The organism is Promicromonospora sp. NPDC023987, assembly GCF_040639055.1.
Lineage (GTDB): Bacteria > Actinomycetota > Actinomycetes > Actinomycetales > Cellulomonadaceae > Promicromonospora.
In genome coordinates, this window is sequence record NZ_JBEZZF010000068.1 from 1 (window position 1) to 18744 (window position 18744).

Genomic DNA, 18744 nt, shown 5'->3' on the forward strand with positions numbered 1-18744 from the left:
AGTGGGATCTCGTGCCGCTGCTGCGGAACCGCTTCGCGGAGTACGCGGGCGGGTCTGGTCTGCTGCCGGCTATCCGGGACCTCCTCGAACCCGGTGTCGGCGGTCCGTCGGGCGTAGTCCGCGTCCCTGAGCGCCCGGTACCGTGCGAACAGGTACGCCCGGCCGGGGTCCGACCCGGTCGCCGCGATCAGGGCGTCGAGGCGGTCCCGGATAGCCGGCAGCAGACCAGACCCGCCCGCGTACTCCGCGAAGCGGTTCCGCAGCAGCGGCACGAGATCCCACTCGCCGGGCCCGTGCGACGGCTTGGGGTCGATCGCCCGCCACGCGGGCCCCGAGCGGAGCACGTTCTCGTAGTGGAAGTCGCCGTGGAGCAGCACGTGCGGGGCGTTCCGGAAGGCCTGCTCGACGGCGGGCCGGAGCTCGCGGATGCGCTCCCCGTAGGTGGCGCCCGGCGCCTGCACCCTCGATTCCAGCTCCAGCGCGTCGTCGAATCCCGACCACTCCGGGACGTGCAGCAGGTTGAGCAGCCCGGCGGCGACGTCGACGGCCGTGCTCATCGGGGCGGACGTCAGGCTCGTCCCCGCGTCGAGCCGCTCGAGCAGGAGGGCCCCCGCGTCGGAGCACGACTCGATGAGCCGCACAGCGCCCTGACCGTCCCACCGGCGTAGCGCCTCGGCCTCGTTCCTGGTCTCCGCGTCGAGCCAGCCCACCTTCAGCATGCAGGGCGCACCGTCCCGGCGCCGCGCCTCCCACACCAGCGCCACGTTCCCGGCGACGGGCGGGCCCGCGAGCGTGAGCTCCCACTCGCGCAGGAGCCGCCCGACCACTCCCGGGAGCCTGCCGATCCACTCCCGCCCGGCCGCCTCCTCCCGCTGGACGGTACGGGCCGCGAACCAGCCGGGGACGGTGCGGAAGTCCGAGGTCACGCGTGCTCCGTTCCGCGCGGCCCGGGCGGCCGGCACCGGGCCAGGCTCCCAGAGCGGCCGCGCGCCCGCCAGCAGCAGCGCCGGCTGACGTCGCAGCGGTCAGCCTCCCGCGCCGGTCTGGGCCACACCGTTCTGGTAGGCCCAGACCGCTGCCTGCAGCCGCGACCGGACGCCCAGCTTGGGCATCATCCGCGCGAGGTGGGACTTCACCGTCGACACCTCCAGGAACAGGGCAGCCGCGATCTCCTCGTTGGACAGCCCTTCGGCCAGGCGGAGCAGGATGTCGAGCTCGCGGGCGGTCAGCAGGTCGGCGGCGCGCGCGGCGGTGACCGGCTGGGTACGACGCCGCGTGACGACCTCGCGCAGCACCCGCTTGGTGATCGAGTTGTCGAGCGTCCCGTGCCCTGCGGCGACCGACCGGACCGCCGCGACGAGCACCGCTGGCTCCGCGTCCTTGAGAAGGAAACCGGACGCGCCGGCCTCCAGGGCGCCGAAGACGTAGTCGTCGATGTCGAACGTGGTCAGGACGAGCACGGGGATCGGATCGGCGACGCCGGGTCCGCACAGCTGCCGGGTCGCCGAGATCCCGTCCTGACCCGGCATCCGGATGTCCATGCAGACCACGTCGGGACGCAGCCGGCGGGCGGCCTCGACCGCATCCGTGCCGTCCTGCGCGGTGGCGATCACCTCGATGTCCGGCTCGACGTCCAGCATCGCCGTCAGCCCCGCACGGACGAGCGGCTGGTCGTCCGCTACGACTACCTTGATCATTCGGGGATCTCCTCAGGGTCTGCGCCGGGTTCGGCATCGGTCGTTACCGTGGCCGGTTCCGCGGGGATCGTCAAGGACACGAGCCAGCCGCCGTCGTCGGTGGGGCCGTACCGCAGCCGTGCGTCGGTCAGCTCGGCCCGTTCCCGCATCCCGACCAGGCCGAACCCGCTCCGTCCCGGTGACGACACCGCCGCACGGGGTGCGCCGTTCCGGACCGTGAGGACCACCAGCGCGGGGTCACGCAGGTCGAGGTCCACCTCGCAGGGAGCGCCCGGAGCGTGCCGCGCGGCATTGGACAGGCACTCCTGCACGGTGCGGTAGGCGGCGAGCTGGGCCAGCGGTCCGACGCCGTCGCCCAGCGGGCTCCCGTCGCGCGCTCCACGGACCGACAGCGTGACGTCCCGGCCCGCGACGACGGCCGCCTCGACGAGCGCGGGGACGCCCGCGAGCGACTCGACGCGGGCTTCCGGCGCCATGTCCGGTCCTGCTCCGGGGTCGCGCAGGAGGCCCACCAGGGCGCGCATCTCGCGCAGCATCTCCGTGCTCTGCGCACGGACGTGGCGGACGGCGACCTTGGCGTCGGCCGGGGCGACGTCGATCTGCCGCTCCATGGCGCCGGTCATGACGGCGATGCCGGTCAGATGATGAGCGGCGATGTCGTGCAGCTCGCGCGCCATCGCCATCCGCTCCCGCGAGACCGCCACCTGGACCAGCGCCTCGTGCTCGCGCCCCAGCGCGGCGAGCCGGTCCGCCTCGGCCGCCCGCGCGTCCCGCCGTGCCTGGACGATGACCGCGACGACCGCAGGCAGACCGACCGTGGCCACCGCCTGGAGGAACCCGCTGCTCCACGCCGGCCCTGCCGACGTACCGACGGCCAGATGGCTCACCGAGCTGCCGACCCAGACCGCACCCACGGCGGCCAGCAGGGAAGGGCCCGCCCGGCGGACCCCGCCGTGCACCGTGGCGGAGTAGGAGGCCACGAGCACCGCCAGTGCGCCGAAGCTCGTGGCGTCGCCGGCCCCCAGCCAGGCCAGGGCGGGCACGGCGCACGCGACGGCGACCAGCGTCGTGCGGGGACGACGGCGCCGCCAGAGGAGCGCACCGGCCTGGAGCGACAGGACCGCCAGGGCCCACCACCAGGCCGGCTGCCCGAAGTCCGGCGTGACGATGTCGCCCGCCGGGTCGGCCGCCGCCGCGTGCCCGACGCCGATCAGCAGCGCCGACGCGCCCACCCAGCAGCCGACGGCCACGGCGAGCGCCGCGGCCTGACCGTCGTCGGCCCCGTGCTCGCCGGCCCCGTGCTCGTCGGCCCCGTGCTCGTTGGTCCCGTGCTCGTTGGTCCCGTCGGTCCGCGACGTCTTCATGATCTCCCTGGTGCTACCGGTTCGGGCCGGACGTCGTGGAGGGTGGGCTCCCGGTGGTAGCCGAGCCGTCCCCGCGTGGCCACGAGGAGGATCCCGGCCGCTACGGAGGACCCGAGCAGCAGCGCGTGCTGGATGTAGTCCCCGTGCAGGCCGGGGAAGACGCTGCTCCACACTACCGAGGCGAAGTTGTTGATGCTGACGTGGAACAGCATGGCCATCGGGAGGCTCTGGCCGGTCCGGTTGAAGACCCACATCATGACGATGTTGAACATGATGCAGACGACCACGAACTCGATCGGGCGGTACCAGGCGGCCTCCGGGTAGCCACCCCACTCGGTGAGGAACAGCGGCAGGTGCCACACGCCCCAGAGCGGGCCGACGATCGCGGCCGTCCCGAGCGGGCCGACCTTGCGCTGCAGGCGGGGCAGGGCGAAGTCGCGCCAGCCCGGCTCCTCGGCCAGGCCGGTGGTGATCATCTGGAGCAGCAGGCCCGGCACGTAGGCAGCCAGGACCAGCACGGGTGGCACCTGCGCCTCACCACCGACGAACACCGTCGAGATCACGAACACCGCCGGAACGCCGAGCAGGATCCCGGCGTACCAGCGCCAGGAGACGCGCCAGCGCCAGAGCCGTCCGGCCCACTCGCGCAGCCCGGCGCGGCCGTCGGCGACCGCCGTGACCAGGAACGCGGACGCGATAGGGCCGAGGTAGGCGCCCGGGAGCACGCCCAGCAGCTGCGAGCCCAGGGCACCGCCGGGGAAGGAGATGTCGAGCAGGCCCAGACCGTGCTGCGAGAGGACGTACGGGGTCCAGGCGATCCAGCTCGCCAGGTTGGCGAGCACGAAGAACACGGTGATGGGGCGCCGCTTGATGAGGGCGCGCAGGCCGAACTTAGCCGGGGCCGAGGCCGGGGCCGGGACCGGGTCGGGCGCCGGGGCCGGGCCGTGGGTGGTGAGGCTCATGTCGACTCGTTCCGTCGTGGTGGGCTGACGTGAGACGACGCTAGGAGCGGGGCCCCGGTACCCGCGCCGGGCAAACGATCGAACCTCCGGACCTGCATCGAAGGATGGAGACCCGCTCTGCATACCGTGATGTCGGCATACCGTGATGTCGGCATGCCATGGTGGAGGCAGGCCCGTGCCCACCCGCGACTCGCCGGATCGGAGGGGATGCCGTTGACGACGTCGGAGACGTCGAGATCCGCCGAGCTGTGGACGATCGGCCACTGGACGTGCCCGGAGCCGGAGTTCCTGCGGCCGCTCGACGAGCAGGGGATCGAGCTGATCGCCGATGTCCGGGCGCAGCCCGGCTCGCGGCGCACTCCCCATTTCGACCAGGACCGGATGCCGCGGTGGCTGGCGCGCGCCGACATCGGCTACCTCCACCTGCCCGAGCTGGGCGGTCGGCGCCGCAAGCAGCAGGTGGATCCGGACATCAATGCGGGCTGGCAGAACGCGAGCTTCAAGAACTACGCCGACTACACCCTCGACGCCCAGTACCGGCAGGGCGTCGAACGCCTGACGAAGCTGGCGCAGGACCAGCGGGTCGCGGTCCTCTGCGGCGAGCCGATGCCCTGGCGCTGCCACCGACTGCTCATCGCCAACACCTTCGCCGCACGAGGCTGGACCGTCTGGCACCTGATCGTCGGTGCCTCGCCCCGTCGCCACGAGCTCGGCCGGTGGGGCGCGGCGCCGTCGGTGGACGCGGAGACGAACGTGACCTACCCGGCGCAGGACGCCGCTGACGGTCGGTAGGCCGGGTTCTCGGGGTTTCCTGTGAGCCCGTGCGCCCCGGGGGCCGACGCCTGCCGTGGCGCGGGCGCGACTCACCGGAATCTCACAGAGGTCCCCAGAACGCGGCCAGCGCGGCCCGGCAGGGTCTGCCGCATGAACAGAACCGACATGAACAGAACCGACGCGAACAGGATCGACGCGAACAGGATCGACGTACAAGGACTGACCAAGCGGTACGGACCGGACACCGTGGTGGACGACCTGTCGTTCACCGTCGAGCCCGGCCACGTGACCGGGTTCCTCGGCCCGAACGGCGCCGGCAAGTCCACGACCATGAAGATCATCATGGGCCTGGCCTCGCCGACGCACGGTTCGGTCACGATCAGCGGCCGCCACTATCGCGACCTGCCCGTGCCCCTGACCCACGTGGGTGCGCTGCTCGACGCCGGCGCCGTCCACGGCAGCCGGACCGCCCACGATCACCTCCTGGCGCTGACGGCGAGCAACGGCCTGCCGGCGAGCAGGGTCGGCGCGGCGCTCGAACGGACCGGCCTGACGAGCGTGGCCGGCAAGCACGCCGGAGGGTTCTCGCTCGGCATGCGACAGCGCCTCGGGATCGCGGCGGCCCTGCTCGGCGACCCCCAGGTGCTGATCTTCGACGAGCCGGTGAACGGCCTCGACCCCGAGGGCATCCGGTGGATCCGGGGTTTCATGCGTTCCCTGGCCCACGAGGGCCGGGCGGTCCTGGTCTCCAGCCACCTGATGAGCGAGATGGCGCAGACCGCCGACCACCTCGTCGTCATCGGCCGGGGCAAGCTGATCGCGGACACCAGCATGACCGACTTCATGGCGGCCAACGGCGAGGGCACGGTGCTCGTCCGCTGCTCGGAGCCGGACGTCTTCGCACGCCTGCTCACGACCGCCGGGGCCACCGTGCGCGACGGGTCCGAGTCCTCGCTCGTCGTCTCGGACCTGGCCGCCGGGGAGATCGGCAAGCTCGCCGCCTACCACTCCGTCGTCCTCAGCGAGCTCTCCCCGCAGCAGGCCTCGCTGGAGGACGCCTTCATGGAACTGACCAAGGACAGCCTCGAGTACCTGGGAGCCACCTCATGACCGCACCCACCGCACCCACCGCACCCACCGCCGCCACCGCGGTCCCCTTCTCCCGGACCCTCCACGCCGAGTGGATCAAGTTCCGCAGCCTGCGGTCCACCTGGTACACCCTGGCCTGCCTCGGCTTCGCCGGGCTGGGCATCACCGCCCTCGGCATGGGCGCCGTCGGCGTGGAGTACGCGAACCTGACCGCCGCGGAGCAGGCGGACTGGGACCCGACCAACCAGAGCCTGACGACGTACATCGTCGCCCAGCTGATCATCGGTGTGCTGGGCATCCTGGTCGTCACCTCGGAGTACGCGACCGGCCTGATCCAGACGTCGCTGGCCGCCACACCCCCGCAGGCACCGGCTGCTGGCCGCCAAGGCGGTGCTGCTCACCGGCGTCGCGGTGGTGGCGGGACAGGCCCTCATGTTCACCTCGTTCTTTCTCGGGCAGACCATGCTCGCCGCGCAGGGCGTGCCGAACGCGAGCCTCGGCGACCCGGGGGTCCTCTCCGCCGTGCTGGGTGGCGGCGCCTATCTGACGGCGATCGCGCTGCTCGCGGTCGGCCTCGGCACGATCCTGCGCGCGACGGCGGGCGCGCTCGTCGCTCTGGTGGCCATCGTCTTCCTGGTCCCCGGGTTCGCCGGCCTGTTCCCCTCGTGGCTCGCGGGCATCCTGGACTTCTGGCCGACCATGGGCGCCGCAGCGGTCTTCACCACCCTCCCGAACCCCGACTACCCGTACCCCTGGCTGAACCTGGGCGGGATGTGCCTCGGGGTCGCGGCGGTGCTGACGGTCGCGTTCGTGCTCTTCCGGCGCCGCGACGTGTGATGCCCCGCGCCGCGGAGGGCGATTCGTCCGCCGGTCACGCCTGTGACCTCCGTACTCTGTCCGTACTCTGATCGACGTGGAGCGAACAGGTGGGACAAAGCCGCCGACAGGCGCCCAGCGTCTGCTGGTGGTCGACGACGAGGACACGGTCCGCGAGCTGCTCTCCGCGACCCTGCGGTTCGCCGGGTTCGAGGTGTCGTCGGCGGCCACCGCCGGTGCGGCGGTGGCCGCGGCGCGCGCGGAGCCGCCCGACCTGGTCCTGCTCGACGTCATGCTGCCGGACATGGACGGCTTCGAGGTGGTCCGGCGGCTGCGCGAGCAGCACCTGGGCGGACGCGGCCGCCCGGTGCCCGTCCTCTTCCTCACGGCGCGGGGCCGCCAGGCCGACAAGGTCACCGGGCTGTCCCTCGGCGCCGACGACTACGTGACCAAGCCGTTCGACCTGGAGGAGCTGATCGCCCGGATCCGCGCCATCCTGCGGCGCACCGCCGAGCAACCTGCCGACGTGCTGACGGTGGGCACGCTCGCGCTCGACGCGGAAGGGCACCAGGTGACCCGGTCCGGGCGGCCCGTCCGGGTCTCGCCCACCGAGTTCCGGCTGCTCCGCTATCTGATGGAGAACGCGGGACACGTGGTGTCCAAGGCACAGATCCTCGACCGGGTGTGGAGCTACGACTTCGGCGGCGACGCCAGCATCGTCGACACGTACATCTCCTACCTGCGGCGCAAGGTGGACAACGAGGAGCCCAAGCTCCTCCACACCGTGCACGGGGTGGGCTACGTGATGCGGGAGCCGCGGCAGTGAGGCCGCCGCGGTCGTCCCTGCGGAGGTTCTCCTTGCGGCGGTTCTCCCTGCGTGTCCGGCTCCTGCTGATCACCGCCGGCCTGCTCCTGGCGGGGCTGAGCCTCATCAGCGCGCTGCTCTCCGAGCACCTGGAGCGCTACCAGCTCGACCGCATCGACGGCCAGCTGCAGTCCTTCACGGACCTCGTCTCGCGCGCCTCCCCGCGCGTGCCCCTGGAGCTCGACGCGGCCGGCGAGCTCTTCGGGCCCGCGCTCGACCTGCTCGGCGCCCCGTACCTGGTGTACCTGGACGCCGAGGGCCAGGTGGACCAGGACCTCCGCTCCGCCGGGCTCGACGACGACACCCTGCCGACACTCGATGAGCTGCGTACCGTCCCGACCGACGGCGAGGTCGTCGGTCTCCCGGGCGCGGACGGCGCCGAGAGGTGGCGCGCCGCGGCCCGGCCGACCCACGGACGGGACGGAACCGTGATCGCGGCCGCGCCGCTCGCCGAGAGCCAGGCCACCATCGACGCGCTCCGGCGCAGCAGCGTGCTCAGCGGCGGCGTGCTGCTCGTGCTGCTGACGGCGGTCGGCTGGCTCGCCCTCGGCCGCGGCCTGGGGCCGCTGCGCCAGATCGAGCACACGGCGGCCGCGATCGCCGGCGGCGACCTCACCCGGCGTGTGCCCGACCTCGCACCTCCCGAGACCGAGATCGGCCACCTCGGCGGCTCGTTGAACACCATGCTCGGCCAGCTCGAACAGGCCTTCGCCGACCGGGCCGCGTCCGAGACACGGATGCGCGACTTCGTCTGGGACGTCAGCCACGAGCTGCGCACCCCGCTCTTCGGCATCAAGGGTTCCACCGAGCTCTACCAGATGGGCGCGCTGCCCGACCGGGCCGACGTCGACGACGCGATGCGCCGGATCAACCGCGAGGCCACCCGGCTGGCCGCGCTCACCGAGGACCTGCTGGTCCTCGCCCAGCTGGACGAGGCGCCCGAGCAGCTCGACCGGACGCCGATGGACCTGCGCACGCTGGCGAGCGACGGCCGGCTCGACGTGCGAGCTCTCGACGCCACCCGCGCGGTCGAGCTCACCGGACCGGGTGGCGACGGGCCGGCTGGTCCCTCCCCGGTCCGCGCCGACGAGGCCCGGCTGCGGCAGGTCGTCACGAACCTCGTGGGGAACGCCGTAGCCCACACCCCGCCGGGAACTCCCGTCCGGATCGGCGTCGGCACGGCGGGCGGCCGCGCCGTCCTCGAGGTGGCGGACGAGGGGCCGGGGATGAGCGCAGAGCAGGCGGAGCGCGCCTTCGACCGCTTCTACCGGGCCGACCGCTCCCGGAACCGTCATGTCGTCGGCCAGGGCGGGGCCGGCGCGGGGCTGGGGCTCGCCATCGTGCGGTCGATCGCGCGGGCGCACGGCGGCGACGTCGAGCTGGCGACCGGCCTCGGCGAGGGCGCCTGCTTCCGGCTGACGCTGCCGCTGTCGGGTGCGGATCGAGCCTGAGAGTCTGAGGTGGGCCTCTTACCGGCCCCGGACGGCCCACGCAGCACGACCAGACGCGTCTCCCGGCTGCCGCTCACCCGGCCCTCCCCCACAGCATCCGGCCCACGACCCGGCGTCGTACGACGACGCCGACGTGCACCACGAGCGCGGCATAGAAGCACAGGTGCGCTGCGACGTGGAGCGGGACGAGGTCGCTGCTGCCGACCACCAGCGCGATCCCCGTCGCCGGGACGACGAAGAGCAGCGCGAGCAGGACGCGCTCGGCCCGGTGCAGCACCACGCGGTCGGTCTCGGTGAGCCGGTCGTCCCAGGGTGGCAGCGGCGTCGTCCTGCGCCACACCACGCGCAGGACGCCCACCGCCACGATCGCCAGCCCCAGGAGCACGTGCCACCCGGGAAGGGTCAGCTCGCCGCCCATCAGGTCGCCCGCCCACAGGTCCGACCACGCGGCGCCGACGGCGTCGTCCGCGTCCTCCTCCCGGGCCTCCGCCACCTGCTCGCACTCCTCCTCGGCGCGGTCGAGCCGTTCCTCCTCGGCGTCGGAGGTGCGGCCGCCTCCGAGCTGCTCGCCCACCAGGTCGCAGTCGACGTCCGCCGGATCCGCCTCGTCGTCCATCACGTACCCGACGGCGAGCTGGGCGAGCAGCAACCCGACCGTCGACCAGTGCAGGACCTTCGTGACGATGCCGTACCCGTGCCCGTCGTTGCGCCACCTCATGCCCGCAACCTCACCGCACCGGGCCTGCGCCGTCCACCCAGCAACCGGTGTGGTCGGTAGAACGTCAGGAGATCGGTAGCTCGGAATGCCGATCTCCTGACGTTCTACCGACCACGCCGGATGGCTCGGCCGGGCCGCCTACCACGGGGGACGGGGCGCGGCCGGCGTGGAGTGCGAGCCACCCGGTCCCGTGACACGGTGCGAGAAGGGCCGAGCGGTCCAGCACCGGCCACGCCCTACCGGACAGGAGACGACGATGACCGACCAGCCCGGCTACGACCCTGCCGAGGACCCCGACGCCGACCCGGACCAGCTCAACCCGCGCACCGGCGCGGCCGCCGGCAGGAGCGAGCACAGCGCCTCGACCTCGCGAGCCACCGGTGACGACGTCGATCAGCACTACGGCCGGACCGACGACCAGACCTACGACCCGGACTCTGATCCCGACTCGGACCCGGACTCGATGAATCCCAGGACGGAGAACCCCACGAAGGAGAACCCCCGGACCGACGACGTCGCGCAGCCGGAGAGCTGAGGTGGCGATGCGCTCCTCCTGGTTCACCGACGCGGTCATCTACCAGCTCGACCCCCGCCTGTTCGTCGACTCGGACGACGACGGCTGGGGCGACCTGCCGGGCGTCATCGAGCGCCTGCACTATCTGCGCGGGCTCGGCGCCACCTGCGTGTGGCTGCTGCCGTTCTACGAGTCGCCGTTCCGCGACGGCGGCTACGACGTCGTCGACCACCTCGCCGTCGACCCACGCCTCGGCGACCTCGCCGACGTGGCGCGGCTCCTGGAGACCGCCGACGACCTCGGCCTGCACGTGCTCGTCGAGCTGATCACGCAGCACACCTCGGACCAGCACCCGTGGTTCCAGGAGGCGCGGCGCGACCGGAGCTCGCCGTACCGCGACTACTACCTCTGGTCCGACGAGCCGCGCACCGACATCAAGCCGATGTTCCCCGACGTGGAACCGGACACGTGGACCTGGGACGAGGAGGCGCAGCAGTTCTACCGGCACGCGTTCTACGCGCACGAGCCGGACCTGGCGCTCGACAACCCCCGGGTGCGTGACGAGCTGCACCGGATCGTGTCGTTCTGGCTGCGCATGGGCGTCTCGGGATTCCGGGTGGACGCGGTCCCCCTGATGCTCGAGCGTGCCATGGCCGCCCGCCCGGACACGGACGGGCAGTGGCTCGTGCGTGACCTGCGCGCAGCGGTGTCCGCGCAGCGCACCGGCGCGGTGCTGCTCGGCGAGGTGGACGTCGAGCCGGATCGCTATGCCGACTACTTCGGGGCCGACGGCGAGCACGGGATGACGATGCTGCTCGACTTCTGGTCGAACAACCACGTCTTCCTCGCCCTGGCCCGTGGCCAGGCTGAGCCGCTGGAGCGGGCCCTGCGCGCCCAGCCCGCGCCGCCGCCCGGGTCGACGTACGCGCACTGGCTGCGCAACAACGACGAGCTCGACCTGGAGCGGCTCACCGAGGACGAGCGGCAGGAGGTGCTCGACGCCTTCGCCCCCGACGAGTCGATGCGCATCTACGACCGGGGCATCCGGCGTCGTCCGGCCCCGATGCTCGGCGGTGACGCGCGCCGCATCGCACTTGCGCACGCGGTCCTGCTCTCGCTGCCCGGGCCGCCGGTGCTGCGGTACGGCGACGAGATCGGGATGGGTGACAACCTCGACCTGCCGGAGCGGGAGGCCGTCCGCACGCCGATGCAGTGGTCGACGACGCCGTCCGCCGGCTTCTCCCGTGCCCCGCAGGACCAGTTCCAGGCGCCCGTGATCACCGGCCCGTTCGGCCCCGACCACGTGAGCGTGGACGAGCAGAACGTACGTGCGGGCTCGCTGCTGCACCGGGTCGGTGGCCTGGTGCGGGCCCGGCTGGGCATCAGCGAGCTGGGCCGGGCCCGGCCCGATCCGTGGGACGTGGGGGCGCCGTCCGTCCTGGCGCTGCGATACCAGGTCGAGGAGTCCAGCGTCCTGCTGCTCACCAACCTCGCGGACGAGGAGGTCGAGGCGACCCTGCCCGCCGACGAGATCGCCGCCCTGCGCGCGGGCGCTGCGCGTTACGTCGACGTGCACGTGGACCAGGACTATCCGCAGGTGGAGACCGACGGCAAGATCGCCCTCGCCGGGTACGGCTACCGGTGGTTGCGCCGCACGATCGACGGCGAGGCGGGCAGCGCGGGCAGCTCTGGCAGCTCTGGCAGCTCTCGCGACGGCAGGGGCAGCGAGGGCGGCGGGAGCGGCGCGTGACGGTCGTCGGCTTCCACGTCTCCCACGAGCAGCTCCCTCCAGGCGAGGGGCTGCGCGTCGCCCGGCTCGCGCAGAACGCGGGCTTCGACGCGGCGATGTGCTCCGACCACCTCGCCCCGTGGAGCGAACGGCAGGGCGAGTCCAGCCTCGCGTGGCCGTGGCTCGGGGCCGCGCTGGCCGGCACCGACCTGTCCTACGGCACCGTGTGCGCGCCCGGTCAGCGCTATCACCCGGTGGTCGTCGCGCAGGCCGTGGCCACCCTCGGGGCGATGTTCCCCGGCCGGTTCTGGGTGGCCCTCGGCTCGGGCGAGAACCTCAACGAGCACGTGACCGGTGACCCGTGGCCCCCGAAGGCCGACCGGGACGCCCGGCTGGCCGAGTGCGTCCAGGTGATCCGTGCGCTGCTGCGCGGGGAGGAGGTGGACCACAGCGGCCTGGTGGTCGCGCACCAGGCACGCCTGTGGACGCTGCCGGAGGTCGTGCCCCCGCTCCTGTGCCCCGCGCTGACGGCGGCCACGGCCGCCCGGCATGCCGCCTGGGCGGACGGCCTGATCACCGTCAACCAGCCCGTCGCGGACCTGCGTCAGATCGTCGAGGCGTATCGGGAGGCGGGCGGCGCCGGCGAGGTCATGGTCCAGGTGCACCTCTCGTGGGCCCCCGACCTGGCCGAGGCGGAGGCGGTAGCACTCGACCAGTGGCGTACCAACACCGGCTCGCCCGAGACCGCCGCGGACACCGCGACGACCGCCGAGTTCGACGCCCGCGCCCGGGACGTCGGCATCTCGGACGTCCGGCGTACGGTCCTGGTCTCCGCGGACCTCGGCGAGCTGACGGCGCGCCTGGCGGAGCTGCGCGACGCCGGCGCCGACCGCCTCTACCTGCACCATGTGGGACGCCGGCAGGACGCGTTCGTCGAGGCGTTCGGCGCGCACGTCCTGCCGGCGCTGCGCTGAGCCGGCAGCCGGATAACGTGGTCATATGGCAGGCACCCTGCCCGACTGGCTGGGCTGGTGGACGAGCGCGGACTACGACGTGGCGCGCACGCTGCTCCAGCGCGGCTTCGGCGCGCTGTACGCGCTCGCGTTCTGGGGTGCGCTGCGGCAGTTCCGCCCGCTGCTCGGAGAGCGCGGCCTCCAGCCGGTCGCCGCGTTCGTCGCACGCACGCACTGGCGCGACGGGCCCTCCCTGTTCCGGTGGCACTACTCGGACCGGCTGCTGGTGGCAGTCGCCTGGTGCGGCATGCTGCTGGGCGCGAGCGTCGTCGTCGGGCTACCGCAGGCCGGGCCCTGGTGGGCGCCAGTGCTGGTGTTCCTCACGCTGTGGTGGCTCTACCTGTCGGTGGTCAACGTCGGGCAGACCTTCTACTCGTTCGGCTGGGAGACCCTGCTGTGCGAGGCGGGTCTGCTGGTCGCGTTCCTGGGGTCCGGCGCCGTGCCGGTGCCCTTTCTGATGATCGTCGCGGTGCGCTGGCTGCTGTTCCGCCTGGAGTTCGGCGCCGGACTGATCAAGTGGCGTGGCGACACCGCCTGGCGCGACCTGACCGCCCTCGACTACCACCACGAGACCCAGCCGCTGCCCGGCCCGTTCTCCTGGCACGCGCACCATTTGCCGCGCTGGTGGCACCGGTTCGAGGTGGTGGGCACGCACGTCAGCCAGCTGCTGGTGCCGTGGCTCCTCTTCCTGCCCCAGCCGTTGCCGTCCGTCGCCGGCGCGGTGTTCGTCCTCACCCAGGGCTGGCTCGTGCTGACCGGCAACTTCGCGTGGCTCAACTGGGCGACCATCGTCCTCGCCCTGGGCGTGATCGACGACGGCACGTGGGCCTGGCTGGGCGGTCTGCTCGGGCTGCCCGACGGCGCCGCGGCGACCTCAGCTGCCTCCGGTGGCCCCGCTGCCTCCGGTGGCTACTCACCGCCGACGCCGCTGTCCTTCGTGCTCGTGGTCGGTGCCGTGGCGCTGGCGCTCCTCGTGCTGTCGGTGCGGCCGGCGCTGAACCTCGTGTCACGCGGGCAGCGCATGAACGCGAGCTTCGAGCCGTTCCGGCTGGTCAACGCGTACGGCGCATTCGGGTCGGTCACCCGGCACCGCGACGAGATCACCGTGGAGGGCACGCTCTCCACGGAGCCCGGCCCCGACGACTGGGTCGAGTACGAGTTCCGGGGCAAGCCCGGACCACCAGGCCGGCGACCACCGCAGGTGGCGCCCTACCACCTGCGCCTGGACTGGCTCATGTGGTTCCTTCCGCTCGGCCACTCCGCCAGGTGGTTCACCGTGTTCCTGCGCCGGCTGCTCGAGGCCGACCCCGCGACCCTGCGCCTGCTGCGGCGCGACCCGTTCGACGGCCGGCGTCCCCGCACCGTCCGAGCGGTCCTGCACCGCTACCGGTACACCACACCCGAGGAACGACAGCGCACCGGGGACTGGTGGGTGCGGGAGCGGCTCCAGCTCGCCGTCGACCCGGTGCGCCTGCCCGGCAGCTGAGGGCTCTTGGCCGCGAGCGTGCCCCTTCGCTGGTCGAGCGGGGGGCTCGACCAGCGGGGGCGCGTCCTGCGGGCCGGACTACGGCCGGGTGTCGCCGCCGTTGCGGCGCTGGACGTACAGGCGGTTGCCTTCCGGCCCGGTCCACTCCAGCTGCACGACGCCTGCGACGGCGGCGTCGTCGATGCGTGACGGATCGGCCCAGTAACCCTGAGCCGGGTTGCGGAAGAACGTCGCCCAGGGCTTGCCGCTGCGGTCGAGGAAGATGTTGTTGTGGCCGGCTCCCACACCAGCGGTCCAGCGCTCGGTGTACGGGCCCTCGAAGGAGTCCGACACGGCGACCACGAGGTCGTACTGGTACTGCACACGACCGGGTCCGGGCGGGTCGTAGGCGTTCCGCGCGCTCCCGTCGGAGTTGGTCGACGCGCGGTCCCAGGCGGCGTGCGAGAGGTAGTACTTGCCGCCGTGCTTGAACACGTACGCACCCTCCAGATACGGCTCGGGCGTATACGGCGTCTGCTGGAACCTCAGCAGGTCGGTGGTCGGGACGATGTCCTCCATGTCGTCCCGGAACTTCGCGTAGAGGTCGTTGTGCAGCACCAGCCACGCGTCGTCGCCCTCGGAGAAGAGGCTGCCGTCGATGTGGTGGTAGGCGCCCGGCTCGATGAAGCGCGGCCCGCCAATGAACGACTCACCGAACGGCTTGTCGAGGTTGCCCTCGATGAGCCGGTACGGGCCCTCGACGCCGCCCTCGCTCACGAGCATGAACGAGCCGACCTTGCGGGAGTGGTCGCCCATGCAGGCGACGATGTACCAGGTGCCGCGGAAGTAGTGCACCTCGGGAGCCCAGACGTTGCCGCGCTTGCCGAACTGCCCGTCGTCGTACCAGTACTCCTGCCACGGTGCCACGACAGTGCGCCCGGGCCGGTTCTCGTCCACGAACTCGGGCGACCACACCTTGCCCTGCTCCGCGCCGGGCCGGATGCCGGTCGTGTCGACCAGCTTCCACGGTCCCCGCAGCGAGCTGGCCACCCACATGAAGATGCCGTCGTTCCACGGGCCGGCCGCTGGGCGACCCGGCACGCGGGTGGTCCCCGTCGCGACGTAGACGGGTCGCCCGTCGACGACGAAGCAGTTCACGTACGTGTCCCGGATCCAGACCTGGCCGCGCTCCTCGTCACGCGGGCGCAGCTCCAGCGGCAGGATGAAGGAGTTGTCCTCGCGTGGCCACAGGTCCAGCCGGGTGTCCGCGGCCCCGTAGGGCCCCGGGTCGGGCCAGTTGTCCGGGTAGCTCGCGGGGTTGCGGCGGGGAGCGCCCGCGGCGGCCGCGCCCGGACCGCCAGCGGCCGCGGCGCCCGGGTCACCGGTGGCAGCCGCCGCCGCAGGCTGCGTCCACCCCAGCGCCAGCGAGCCGGCGAGGCCTGCGGCACCCGCCAGGACCGCCCGCCGGTCGACAGGGAACTCGTTCTCTAAGCCAGTCATCTCAGGCGTTCTCCTTCCACGCGCGGCGCCGGTGCCCCGCGTCGAGAGGGACGCTAACCACAGTCATTTCGACGCTCAAGACGCGACAGAAAGGTTCGTGAACGGGGCCGGTCATGCGGCCGCGCCCGGTGGGTCCAGCGGGCGGGCGCTGTCCAGCAAGCCGGCGTCGCCCGACGAGCGCGCGTCGTCCAACGAGCGCGCGTCGCCCGAGGCCTGCGCGCGTTCGACGGCCTCGGGCAGGCGGATGCGATGGCCGCGGACGTCGGTGAAGGCCCACCCCGTCTCCAGCAGGGTTCCCGCGCCGTCGTCGGCCGCGGGCTTGCCGGCCCAGTGCATGACGATGCCTCTGGTGTCCACGAGCTGATGATGGTGCCAGCACAACAGTGCGCTGTTGGCGACGGAGGTGCTGCCGCCGTCTGCCCAGTGCCGCACCGCATGATGAACCTCGCAGCGCGACGCCGGCTGGTCGCAGCCCGGGAAGACACAGTGCTTGTCACGGGCGATCACCGCGCGCCGCATCTGCCCGGTCACCGTGCGCTGCGCGCGCCCGACGTCGAGCACGGCACCGTCCGGCCCGAACACGATCCGGGTGATCACGCTGTCGCAGGCCAGACGCCGCAGCAGCGCCCGCGGCACCCGGCCACCGGTCTCGGTGAACACGGGGCCTCCGGCCGACAGCAGGCTCGACGGAGCGGACGCCGCCCCACCCACCCCGCCGCCACCGCCTGCGTGATCGACGACCGCAACGGCAGGTCCGCCGGGAACCGTCTGACCGCAGGTGAGGCAGAGCCCGTCACGGCTGCGGGCAGCCTGGGTGACCAGCTCGGTCCAGGACACCGTCACGTTCAGGTGCGGCGCGATCGCGGCGCCCGGCGAGGCCTCGTTCGCGTCCAGGACCAGGCGGACCACGTCGGCCAGCCCCTGCGCACGGCGCTGGCCCGGGGTCCTGCCGTCCTCGGCAGCGGGCGCGCCCATCACCGCATTGACCGCGGTGGTCAGCAGCAGCCCGTGCTCGTCGGTCAGGAAGCCCGCGACGTGATACCCACCGAACGTCCTGGCCAGGTCCAGGAACTCGCCCTCGGCGGCCTTGTCGTCCTCGACGTCGTCGCTGTCCGGGTCCGTCACCGTGGCGAACCGGCGCGCCACCGTACGGAACTGGTCGGCGTTGAGCACACCGGCCTCCCGCAGGACCAGCCCCCAGCGCTCCGGAGACGAGCCGCTCCCGCGTGGCGGGAAGTGCGGTGGCCAGACGGCGCGCGGGTGGTCACATCCTTGCGCGCTGTGGCCGCGGCCACGCCTTCGCGCATACGCAGCCACGATGTGAAGGTGCGTGACATCCCGCCCGACCGCCACGAACCCTCGTCCTCGATGCGCGGCAACAGGGTGTACCGCACCCCGTCCAGCCGCCCGGTCATCCGACGGATCCTCGTGTGCGCCTCGGCCAGCCGCGCGACGCTCGGTGCGGCCCACCCCTCGAGCGCCTCCGGACCGACCAGGTCGGCGAGGTCGCCGACCGCGCTCTCGATCCGGCCGAGCACCTCCTCGAGTGCGCCGGGAGGTACGGCACCGGAGATCCCGCCGCTGGTCGACTGCCGCACCGGTCATCACCTCCTCACGCCTAGGTATCCGATCTCTCGATGTCACCATCATCTCGAACATCCGTGCGTGTCGCACGCCGGTTCTCAAATCTGTGGATAACCCGTTCGTGACCGGACCACCACGCACCACTGCCGCGGCGTCACCGCCCGCGGGCCTCCCGACGCCGGCGGCGGGCCTCAGCCGCGCGCTCCACGGCATCGTCGAGGTCGTCCTCGACGGCGGTCAGGTCCGTGCGCGCCTCGTCAGCGGCCTCGCGTGCGTCGTCGAGCACCTGACGCGTCTCGTCCCGCTCGGCGGTGAGGCGCTCGAGCTCCTCGTCCAGGCGTTCCAGCTCGCCCTCCCCGCGCTCGATCGCAGCGTCCGCGGTCCGCAGCCGCTCGCGGACGTCGTCGCGGCGGGCCTCCAGGCGGTCGACGAGCGCGGAGGACTCCTCGACCGCCTGCTCGGCGGCGGCGAGGTCGGATCCAGCCTGCTCGGCGGCGCCCGACGACTTGCCGGCTCTCGACGACTTCCCAGCTGTCGGCTTGCCGGCCGACGACTTCCCAGCCGTCGGCTTGCCGGCCGACGACTTCCCGGCCTCCGCCGCCCCCTCGGCTCTCGCTCCCCTCGCGGAGCGCTGCCCGCCGTCCGACCCCGCAGGGTGGAGTGCCACGAGGTCCGCGTCCTCGCCCTGCTCGTCCACGATTCCGAAGCCGACGTGCTGCAGCGCCCGCGAGAGACGTCCCGCCCGGACCACCACGGCGGCGTCCGGGTCCATGACCGCCGCGGTGAGCGTCTCCGTCAGTCGGTCCAGCACCGCGGACGAGACGGTCCGCCCGCCCACCTCGCCGGCCTCCCGGACGGTGCGGACCAGCGCCTCGGTGCGCTCCCGCCGCAGGTGGTCGAGGGCCCGGAGACGGCCACGGTCGCGGTCCTGGGTCGCGGCCCGCAGCTCGTCGCCGAGGTCCGCGAGCGCCTCGATCTCCTCGGGGTGGTCGCGGGCCACCCGGTTGATCACCCAGGCAGCCACGGACGGTTTGGGCAGGCGCTTGACCCGCTCGGCGCCGATCCGGTCGCCGCCGTCCGCGACCTGCCGGACGGCGGCGTCCCGGGCAGCGATGAACTCGTCGAGGGGCCGCGCGTAGAGCGCGTCGACGACGGTGTCGAGGTCTGTCGGGTCCTGCGCAGGCACGCTCCTACGGTGGCACG

At 72.9% G+C, this 18744-nt stretch carries 18 protein-coding genes; 9 read left to right on the forward strand and 9 right to left on the reverse strand.

The genetic code is table 11. From position 1 onward, the window contains the following. The 4 genes from AB0F40_RS22635 to AB0F40_RS22650 form a co-directional block, all read right to left on the reverse strand. On the reverse strand, positions 1-926 hold a 926-nt coding region (locus AB0F40_RS22635), incomplete at its 3' end, for an aminoglycoside phosphotransferase family protein (protein WP_357472990.1). 99 nt (positions 927-1025) lie between these two features. Beyond that, a complete protein-coding gene (locus AB0F40_RS22640; protein WP_357472993.1) occupies positions 1026-1697 on the reverse strand; it encodes a response regulator transcription factor in 672 nt (223 codons plus the stop codon). Next, positions 1694-3061 (reverse strand): histidine kinase, encoded by a 1368-nt coding sequence (locus tag AB0F40_RS22645; protein WP_357472996.1) that lies wholly within the window; start codon positions 3059-3061, stop codon positions 1694-1696. Before AB0F40_RS22645 ends, AB0F40_RS22640 begins: the two co-directional genes overlap by 4 nt. Further along, the gene (locus AB0F40_RS22650; RefSeq protein WP_357472999.1) at positions 3058-4023 is read right to left on the reverse strand and encodes a type II CAAX endopeptidase family protein; all 966 of its coding nucleotides are present in this window, start codon (positions 4021-4023) and stop codon (positions 3058-3060) included. Before AB0F40_RS22650 ends, AB0F40_RS22645 begins: the two co-directional genes overlap by 4 nt. A gap of 153 nt (positions 4024-4176) precedes the next feature. Between AB0F40_RS22650 and AB0F40_RS22655 the strand changes: the two genes are divergently transcribed. The 5 genes from AB0F40_RS22655 (at position 4177) to AB0F40_RS22675 (ending at position 9018) form a co-directional block, all read left to right on the forward strand. After that, positions 4177-4815, forward strand: a complete 639-nt coding sequence (locus AB0F40_RS22655) for a DUF488 domain-containing protein (RefSeq protein WP_357473002.1) — start codon at positions 4177-4179, stop codon at positions 4813-4815. Between the two features lie 132 nt (positions 4816-4947). Beyond that, positions 4948-5907 (forward strand): ATP-binding cassette domain-containing protein, encoded by a 960-nt coding sequence (locus AB0F40_RS22660; RefSeq protein ID WP_357473005.1) that lies wholly within the window; start codon positions 4948-4950, stop codon positions 5905-5907. Positions 5908-6276: 369 nt separating this feature from the next. Beyond that, positions 6277-6723, forward strand: a complete 447-nt coding sequence (locus tag AB0F40_RS22665) for a hypothetical protein (protein WP_357473009.1) — start codon at positions 6277-6279, stop codon at positions 6721-6723. A gap of 76 nt (positions 6724-6799) precedes the next feature. Continuing rightward, positions 6800-7528, forward strand: a complete 729-nt coding sequence (locus tag AB0F40_RS22670; protein WP_357473012.1) for a response regulator transcription factor — start codon at positions 6800-6802, stop codon at positions 7526-7528. A 32-nt stretch (positions 7529-7560) separates the two neighbouring features. Beyond that, positions 7561-9018 carry a HAMP domain-containing sensor histidine kinase gene (locus AB0F40_RS22675; RefSeq protein ID WP_357473015.1) on the forward strand — a complete coding sequence of 486 codons (1458 nt, stop codon included), beginning with the start codon at positions 7561-7563 and terminating at the stop codon, positions 9016-9018. 73 nt (positions 9019-9091) lie between these two features. On the opposite strand, the gene AB0F40_RS22680 is transcribed toward AB0F40_RS22675, so the two are convergent. After that, positions 9092-9736, reverse strand: coding sequence for a cytochrome b/b6 domain-containing protein (locus AB0F40_RS22680; protein ID WP_357473017.1), 645 nt, complete (start codon positions 9734-9736; stop codon positions 9092-9094). A gap of 256 nt (positions 9737-9992) precedes the next feature. Here AB0F40_RS22680 and AB0F40_RS22685 point away from each other — a divergent pair, with 256 nt between their 5' ends. The 4 genes from AB0F40_RS22685 to AB0F40_RS22700 are packed head-to-tail and all read left to right on the forward strand — an operon-like array spanning position 9993 to position 14478. After that, positions 9993-10271, forward strand: a complete 279-nt coding sequence (locus AB0F40_RS22685) for a hypothetical protein (RefSeq protein WP_357473020.1) — start codon at positions 9993-9995, stop codon at positions 10269-10271. A gap of 7 nt (positions 10272-10278) precedes the next feature. Further along, a complete protein-coding gene (locus AB0F40_RS22690) occupies positions 10279-12000 on the forward strand; it encodes an alpha-amylase family protein (protein WP_357473023.1) in 1722 nt (573 codons plus the stop codon). Beyond that, complete coding sequence (locus tag AB0F40_RS22695; protein ID WP_357473025.1) at positions 11997-12953, forward strand: TIGR03885 family FMN-dependent LLM class oxidoreductase; 957 nt, start codon at positions 11997-11999, stop codon at positions 12951-12953. Before AB0F40_RS22690 ends, AB0F40_RS22695 begins: the two co-directional genes overlap by 4 nt. 25 nt (positions 12954-12978) lie before the next feature. Further along, positions 12979-14478, forward strand: coding sequence for a lipase maturation factor family protein (locus tag AB0F40_RS22700; RefSeq protein ID WP_357473028.1), 1500 nt, complete (start codon positions 12979-12981; stop codon positions 14476-14478). Between the two features lie 78 nt (positions 14479-14556). On the opposite strand, the gene AB0F40_RS22705 is transcribed toward AB0F40_RS22700, so the two are convergent. From AB0F40_RS22705 to AB0F40_RS22720, 4 genes are all read right to left on the reverse strand, one after another. After that, on the reverse strand, positions 14557-15957 hold the full coding sequence (locus tag AB0F40_RS22705) for a family 43 glycosylhydrolase (RefSeq protein ID WP_357473031.1): 1401 nt from the start codon (positions 15955-15957) through the stop codon (positions 14557-14559). Positions 15958-16068: 111 nt separating this feature from the next. Then, positions 16069-17130 carry a DUF222 domain-containing protein gene (locus AB0F40_RS22710; protein ID WP_357473033.1) on the reverse strand — a complete coding sequence of 354 codons (1062 nt, stop codon included), beginning with the start codon at positions 17128-17130 and terminating at the stop codon, positions 16069-16071. Beyond that, a complete protein-coding gene (locus AB0F40_RS22715) occupies positions 17079-17555 on the reverse strand; it encodes a hypothetical protein (protein ID WP_357473036.1) in 477 nt (158 codons plus the stop codon). Before AB0F40_RS22715 ends, AB0F40_RS22710 begins: the two co-directional genes overlap by 52 nt. Positions 17556-17695: 140 nt before the next feature. Next, positions 17696-18727 (reverse strand): hypothetical protein, encoded by a 1032-nt coding sequence (locus tag AB0F40_RS22720; RefSeq protein WP_357473039.1) that lies wholly within the window; start codon positions 18725-18727, stop codon positions 17696-17698. Between the last annotated feature and the right edge of the window lie 17 nt (positions 18728-18744).